Annotated in this window: 8 protein-coding genes; 3 read left to right on the forward strand and 5 right to left on the reverse strand. The window is 63.8% G+C overall.

All coding sequences use genetic code 11. The features are described 5' to 3' along the window. From AWJ14_RS00410 to AWJ14_RS00420, 3 genes are all read left to right on the forward strand, one after another. Positions 1-462, forward strand: a complete 462-nt coding sequence (locus AWJ14_RS00410; protein WP_066173386.1) for an Lrp/AsnC ligand binding domain-containing protein — start codon at positions 1-3, stop codon at positions 460-462. A gap of 128 nt (positions 463-590) precedes the next feature. Next, on the forward strand, positions 591-1322 hold the full coding sequence (locus tag AWJ14_RS00415; RefSeq protein ID WP_083219924.1) for a helix-turn-helix transcriptional regulator: 732 nt from the start codon (positions 591-593) through the stop codon (positions 1320-1322). 29 nt (positions 1323-1351) lie between these two features. Beyond that, complete coding sequence (locus tag AWJ14_RS00420) at positions 1352-1831, forward strand: hypothetical protein (protein WP_066173391.1); 480 nt, start codon at positions 1352-1354, stop codon at positions 1829-1831. A 12-nt stretch (positions 1832-1843) separates the two neighbouring features. On the opposite strand, the gene AWJ14_RS00425 is transcribed toward AWJ14_RS00420, so the two are convergent. From AWJ14_RS00425 to AWJ14_RS00440, 5 genes are all read right to left on the reverse strand, one after another. After that, positions 1844-2956 (reverse strand): DUF2333 family protein, encoded by a 1113-nt coding sequence (locus AWJ14_RS00425; protein ID WP_066173394.1) that lies wholly within the window; start codon positions 2954-2956, stop codon positions 1844-1846. After that, a complete protein-coding gene (locus AWJ14_RS00430) occupies positions 2949-4250 on the reverse strand; it encodes a DUF6638 family protein (protein WP_066173399.1) in 1302 nt (433 codons plus the stop codon). The genes AWJ14_RS00425 and AWJ14_RS00430 overlap by 8 nt, the downstream gene beginning before the upstream one ends. Beyond that, the gene (locus AWJ14_RS22075) at positions 4247-4420 is read right to left on the reverse strand and encodes a PIN domain-containing protein (protein ID WP_139112480.1); all 174 of its coding nucleotides are present in this window, start codon (positions 4418-4420) and stop codon (positions 4247-4249) included. Before AWJ14_RS22075 ends, AWJ14_RS00430 begins: the two co-directional genes overlap by 4 nt. Next, on the reverse strand, positions 4417-4665 hold the full coding sequence (locus tag AWJ14_RS00435) for a type II toxin-antitoxin system Phd/YefM family antitoxin (protein ID WP_066173402.1): 249 nt from the start codon (positions 4663-4665) through the stop codon (positions 4417-4419). Before AWJ14_RS00435 ends, AWJ14_RS22075 begins: the two co-directional genes overlap by 4 nt. A gap of 118 nt (positions 4666-4783) precedes the next feature. Beyond that, a partial coding sequence (locus AWJ14_RS00440) for an AAA family ATPase (protein WP_245304080.1) occupies positions 4784-6428 on the reverse strand: 1645 nt, incomplete at its 5' end.

Below are 6428 nucleotides of genomic sequence, written 5' to 3' on the forward strand. Positions count from 1 at the left end.
ATGAAGGAAATCGACCGAATCGACCGAAAGATACTCCGCGCCGTCCAGGACGACGGACGGCTGAGCAATCTCGAACTTGCCGAGAAGATCAGCCTTTCGCCGACCGCCACCGCCGAACGGCTCAAGCGCCTCAACCGGGACGGCTACATCACAGGCTACACCGCGCGGCTTTCGCCCGAAAGGCTTGACCGGGGAATGCTGGTTTTCGTCGAGGTCAAACTCGACAAGACCACACCCGACATTTTCGATGCGTTCGCCCGGGCTGTCCAGAAATCCGACGACGTGATGGAGTGCCATATGGTCGCAGGCGGGTTCGACTATCTGGTCAAGGCGCGGGTAAAGGGCATGGAGGCCTACCGGGCGTTTCTCGCGGAAGTGATCCTCTCGCTGCCGGGCGTGCGCGAGACCCATACCTATGCGGTCATGGAAGAGGTCAAAAACACGGGTAAAATACCCGTGTGAATGTTTACATTCATCTGGATGTTCTGTTTCCTGCGGTGCATAGTCTCCAGAACCGCAACAAATTCAGCTTACTGCCACTCCTGAGCAAGTTGTGGGCTAAGTCTCTGGAGGATTGGGATCTGGTTGTCATGACGGAGTTAGAAGCGATGGAAAGCCCTCCCGATCTGCTTTGCAGGGTAACTGCGCTCAAGACCGAAGCCGAGCTGTCAGACTTCTTGCGCGATGTGGTCGCGGATTTCGATCTGAAGGGCTTCATGGTGATCAACATCCCGGCCGCCCTCGACGAGAAACTGTCGCCCCGCATCGTCCTGTCGGACCTGCCGGAAGGCTTCCTGCACGAATATGACGAGCTTGGCCTGCTCAAGAACTCCCCGGTGTTCGAGGGCCTGCGCCGGTCCACCGCCCCGGTCATGTGGAGCACCAAGGTGGCGAGCCTTGGCCGTCCGCCCGAGGAGGTCGACGGGGCGCTGCAGATCTTCGCGCGCCACGGGCTGTCGATGAGCGTGTATTTCCCGGTTCACGGCACCCTGGGACGACGCGCCGTGGTCGGCTTCCTGGGCAACCGCCCGCTTCTCAGCCGCAACGAACTGGGCGAGCTCGGGATCGTCGTCATGCATGCCTATGACGTCTATTCGAAGCTCAAGGCGCAGACCGAATCCGCATCCGCGTCGCTGACGGCGCGCGAACTCGAGATCCTGCACTGGGCCTCCTGCGGCAAGACCTCCATGGAGATCGCCGCGATCACCTCCCTCTCCGATCACACGATCAATTCCTACATGACCAGCGCCATGCGCAAGCTCGACTGCGTGAACCGCACGCATCTGGTGGCCAAGGCGCTTCGGCTGCATCTCATCAGCTGAGCGGGTTTCTCCGTCGGAAAGACTGTCCCGTGTTCAGGTTTGTCGTCTCAGAGGCCGACGCCGCATCGGCCGATATCGCCGATGCTTGCACCCCCCGGGCCGGGCTCGCCTCGCCGGCGCCAGCCACGGTCGGATACTGGCGCGCCGACCTCGAAACCGGCCATGTGTTCTGGTCGCGCTGCCATTTCGATCTCTACGACATGCTCTACACGAGCGGACCGGTGAACCTGACCGAAGCCTATTCCCGGGTTCACCCCGACGACCTGGGCCTGATGCTCGAACTGATCGAACACGCGGCATCGCAGAAGACCGGCTTTCACACCGTGCTCAGGCTGATCCGCCCGCGCGGCGCGATCCATGTCCGCTCGACGGCGCGCTACCGCCTCGCCGTCACCGGGCGCGAGGAACTGGTCGGCCTCTGCGAGGAGATCCCGCACCAGCTCCGCCTCGTCGGCATGGCGGCAGAAGACCCGGCTCCGGCAAGCCTTGGTCCGCGGGGCGCTGCCTGATCCCTCGGCCGGTCAGCGCTCGAGAATGTCGCGCATTTCCACCAGGTTGGACCGCACCCGAAGCACGTAGAACCCCATCGTCGCCAGATGCGACGGCATGATCCAGCTTGACTCGTTGCCGTTGGAGATGATGAACGGCGTCATGTCGAGCGCCGAGCGCAGCTGCTCCGCCGTGCGATTCCAGACGATATCGATGCGCCGGTCGTTGTAGACATCCGCGAAGTCCGACTGCGTCGCCCGGAGAAGCCCGTAATAGGCATAGAGCTGGCCATAGGTGAACCAGAAACGGTCATCGGCGCGCGCATCCAGCCATCCCGCATTGCTCGCTTCCATTTGCTGCCTCAGGATGTCGGAGGTCGAGCCGATGTCGCCGGTGATGCGGTCGAGGAACTGCAGCAGATTGTCCGCCCGCGCGTCGAACTCGCCGGTGCATTTTTCGAGTTCCCCGTTGAAGGCGGTGAGCGCGCGCAGCGCTTCGCGCTGCCGCTCCGGCGTCGAGGGCTGCACGAAAGGCGGCGAGAAGGTCAACCACCAGGCATCCTCGTCATAGGCCATGGCCTGACGCGCGTTCTGCAGATTCTGGTTGATCTGGGAGGTGCCGCGCACGCGGCCGAGCCGGTCGACCAGTTCCACGGTCGTGCGCCGGATCACCTGGTTGATGCCCAGCTGAAACGCCGCCTTGTTGTCGAGGAAGGGCGTGTACTTCCACTCGAGCCCGAACAGCCCGGCCTTCGACAGCGGCATCGAGGGCACCCAGGTGTTCTGGTTGATGTTGAAGTCGATCAGGTCTCCGGTCACCTGCACGATTGCCGAAGGCGCGCACTGCGCCGGATTGGCGGGATCCAGCGGCTGGCCCGGGCTCACGGTGCGGGAGGCAAACTCGTAGCGATCGGGATAATCGGGATTGTAATTGGTCCAGCGCTCCGCCACCCAGATGAAATGCCCGTATCCGGCGACCAGCAGCACAAGCACGACCAGGACCGGAATCCGCACCAACCATCCGCGCCGGCTATACCAGCCGGCGACCGTGACGAACGGCCAGAGGATTGCCGCGATCACCACGCCGAAGCCGCGCCCGATCGCATGGAAGATGCGTTCGAAAAACTCAATCACCGGGTCAAGCATCGTCCTGGTTTCCTTCAAGTCCGTAGAGCCGCGACCTGAACGCGGCCTTGTTGTTCAGATAAGTCGTCGACAGCACATCCACAACATGGGCCCGATAGCTTTCGGAATATCCGTCATAGGACTCGTAAAAGCCCTGCTTGTCAAAGACGAAGCGGGTGACGAAATCGAACGGCGCAAGCCGCGCGAGCAGCCGGTTGACGAGCCATTGGTCGGCATGGTCCGGCATGGCCCGGCACAGCATCAGCCGGCGCTCGGGCCGCACCTCGCGCATCTTCACCTGCCCGGTCGCGCTCACCTCGCGCAAGGCCTCCTGGAAGAAGGGATAGATCCCCTCCTCGGCGATCCGCGCCGCGTTGCGATGCATCCAGGTCTGCAGCCACACCCGGTCGGCACGGGCGAAGTCGGCTTCGGGATCGATGCGGCCGATCAGATCGGTGACCGCCATTTCGGCGCGCAGGGTGAAGAACCCCGAAGCCTCGACCCAGGACGCGCGCGGCAGCTGCAGCCGCCCGGAGCCCGAGAGATAATCGAAGATCCGGACGTGGTCGGCGATGTCGATATAGCTCACTTCCCATGGCCGCGACCGCCGGAAGCCCGGCGCCTGGTGATCGCAGATCACCGTGGAGGTGCGCTCGTCGCGGAAGATGAACACCCCGCCGAAATGATTGGCCCAGTAGGAGCGATGCGGAAAGACCAGCTTGTCGGGGACCAGCGCGTTCTGGCGGATGTCGCCGGTTTCGCGCGCGAGCTCGACCATGCGGGAAAGCATCGCGTCGTCGCGCCAGCCGTCCTTCGAGGTCTTGAGGCGGTCGATCAGGCCGCGCAGTTCGGTGGCCTTGCCGAGCATGTTTTCCGCCGACAGCACCCGGAAGCGGACCTCCTCGATCGACAAGAGGTCCTCGACCCCGCTGACCACGTCGACCGGCTCCTCGATCTCGCCATAGAGCGCGTCCTTGATCGTCACCGCCGAGACGGCGCGGCGATTGCCGTCGAAGAATTCGTGCATCAGCCCGGCGGTGTTGGAAAACTGGGTATGGACCACCGGCAGGTTCTCCTGCTCGGGCGTCAGGATCACGAAGCGGCGGTTGACCCCGTTCGGGTCGAGATACTGGACGTCGCCCAGTTCCTCGGCGATCTCGGGCGAGAACCCGGTCATGTCGATCCGGAAGTTTTCGAGCCTCGTCTCCGGCAGCCCGAAGGCCGCAAGCGCCTTGTTGTAGCGCGCGACCAGATGCGGCTGGTCGACACTCATCAACCGCCCGTAGATCAGTTCGTTTTCGATGAGACGTTTCACGAGACCCGCTTTTCGATACGCACGATACCCAACTCTCTTGCCGCCCTGTTTATCGCCTTGTCGAGTGTGGCCAGCGCGACCTGCCGACGCCGCGCGATTTCCAGATAGGTGGTATCCTCGTCAGGAAACTGCCACGCAAAGACAACAGAGGCGTCGACGACAAAGCTCAAAACCGCCGGCCTTCCTCGATCATCTCCTTGATCGAGGCGCCGTCCAGCGTGTTGCCGGTCCGGTTTGCACGGACCCACGCAATCGCGGCGCGAACCCGCTCGGTCGAGTGGGCGTCGCCCGCGGCCGCGACCAGTCTTGCAACCGGCTTGCCGTCGCGCGTGATGGTGACTTCCTCGCCGCGTTCGACCCGGTCGACGAGCGCGCTGAGACGGCTGCCAGCCTCGCCAATTCCAACCTCGTCCATGACCGACTCCAGTTCCGGCTCCCAAGCCTTCAATATAAGCGCCAACCGGCCCTGAAACAATTACGGGTCAAACCGGAACGCCCGGGAGTGCCGATGCCCAGATCCCGGCTCCGCGCGATCACTGGTTCCAGGTTCCCCTGGCTTTCATCGCCTCGATCTCGCGGATCGCGCGTTCGCGCTGGCGCTCGCGGCGGATGATGTCGTCGACGGCGGTGGCGTCGGCGCGGTCGGTGTAGCGGAACTCGGAATCGGCGTAGCGGTTGATTTCCTGCAGCACCATCTCGATGGTGAAGGGCTTGCGCAGCTCGGAGATCATCGAGAGCTTCTCGTCATAAGGCTTGTGCATGAAGGCGCTGGCCGTCTCGAACCAGGCGTCAGGCAGGTCGATGTCCATCGCCCGCATCTTGATCGCGTCGGTGATGTTCTTGATCGCCCGGCCGGTAAAGCGCGGCTCGGCGAGCTTGATGCGGTGCAGATAGGCACCGATATCGGCGAGGGTCTCGATCCGGCCGTTGTCCTTCTCGAAGGCTTCCCACACCGCAAGCAGCCCCTCTTCCTGCGGCCGGTCATGGCCGTCATAGGAACGCGCGACCGCCCGCTTGATCTCCTGGCTCGCAAACAAGTCGTGATCGCCGAGCGGGATCTTGTGGTTCTTGCCCGCGAGCAGCGCGAAGATGTCGATGTAATCGTCGAGCGACTGCGGCCCGTCGACAAGCCAGCGAGCGCCGGCGCGTTGCCTGAGCGCATCGTCGACATTCTCCGGATAGTTCGAGAACATGCCGAACGAGCAATTGCCGCGGACGACGGTCGAGGCGCCGGCGAAGGCTTCCATCAGCACCGCGGTGACTTCCTGCTGGCCCGCGGATGCCCGGTCGTCGGAGCGCTTGGCTGCAACCTGGTCGATGTCGTCGATGGTGCCGAAGCCGATCGCACGCGGGTCGAGCACATGATCGACGAAGGCCTTGCAGTTCTGCCCGGACTTGCCCTGATACGACGAGATCTGGTCGACGCCGAAATTCTCGTAGTGGAACGGGTAGCCCGCCACCTCGCAATAATCGTTGATCATGCCGGCGAGCATCTGGATCAGGATGGTCTTGCCGGTGCCCGGCGCACCGTCGCCGATGAAGGTGAACAGGAATCCGCCGAGCTCGACGAAGGGGTTCAGCTGCCGCTCGAAATCATAGGCGACGATCATCCGCGCGAGCCGCATCGCCTGGTGCTTGGCGAGATGGTTGCCGATGATCTCGTTCGGTTTCTTGAAGCTCATCGTCAGCGGCTTGCGGCGCTCGCCGGGCGCGACGTCGAAGCCGTCGAGCGTGAAACCGTCGCTTTCGAGCTTGAGATGCGTCTGGGCGAAGGCGGAAAGCGCCTCGAAGCGCGCGCGCCGGCTCAGAAGCCCCTCGATCGCCACCCGCGCGAGCGCCCGCGCCCGCGCCGTCATCGCGCTCTCGTCGGGCGCGCCGGCGATCGCCTGGTCGAGCGCGGCGACGATCGATTTCAGCGCATCCTGCGGGGTGTCGAACTGGTAATCGGGCTCCGCGGTGTCCGCCACCGGCTCGCTCTCGCCGTCGACGGTCTGGAGAAGATAGGCCGCAAGCGTGAAGGCCGCCACATAGGCCGAGGCCGCAAGCAGCCGCCGGAAGCGGTCCGCGTCAGCGCCTTCGAGCGGGGCTGCGGTATTGCGCGCCTGCAGCGTTTCGAGGTCGGTCTGCCGGGAGAACATCTCGGCCACGGCGAGTGCGACCGCAATGCCGCGCCGGGTG

Source organism: Parahoeflea olei, assembly GCF_001703635.1.
GTDB classification, from domain to species: Bacteria; Pseudomonadota; Alphaproteobacteria; order Rhizobiales; family Rhizobiaceae; genus Hoeflea; species Hoeflea olei.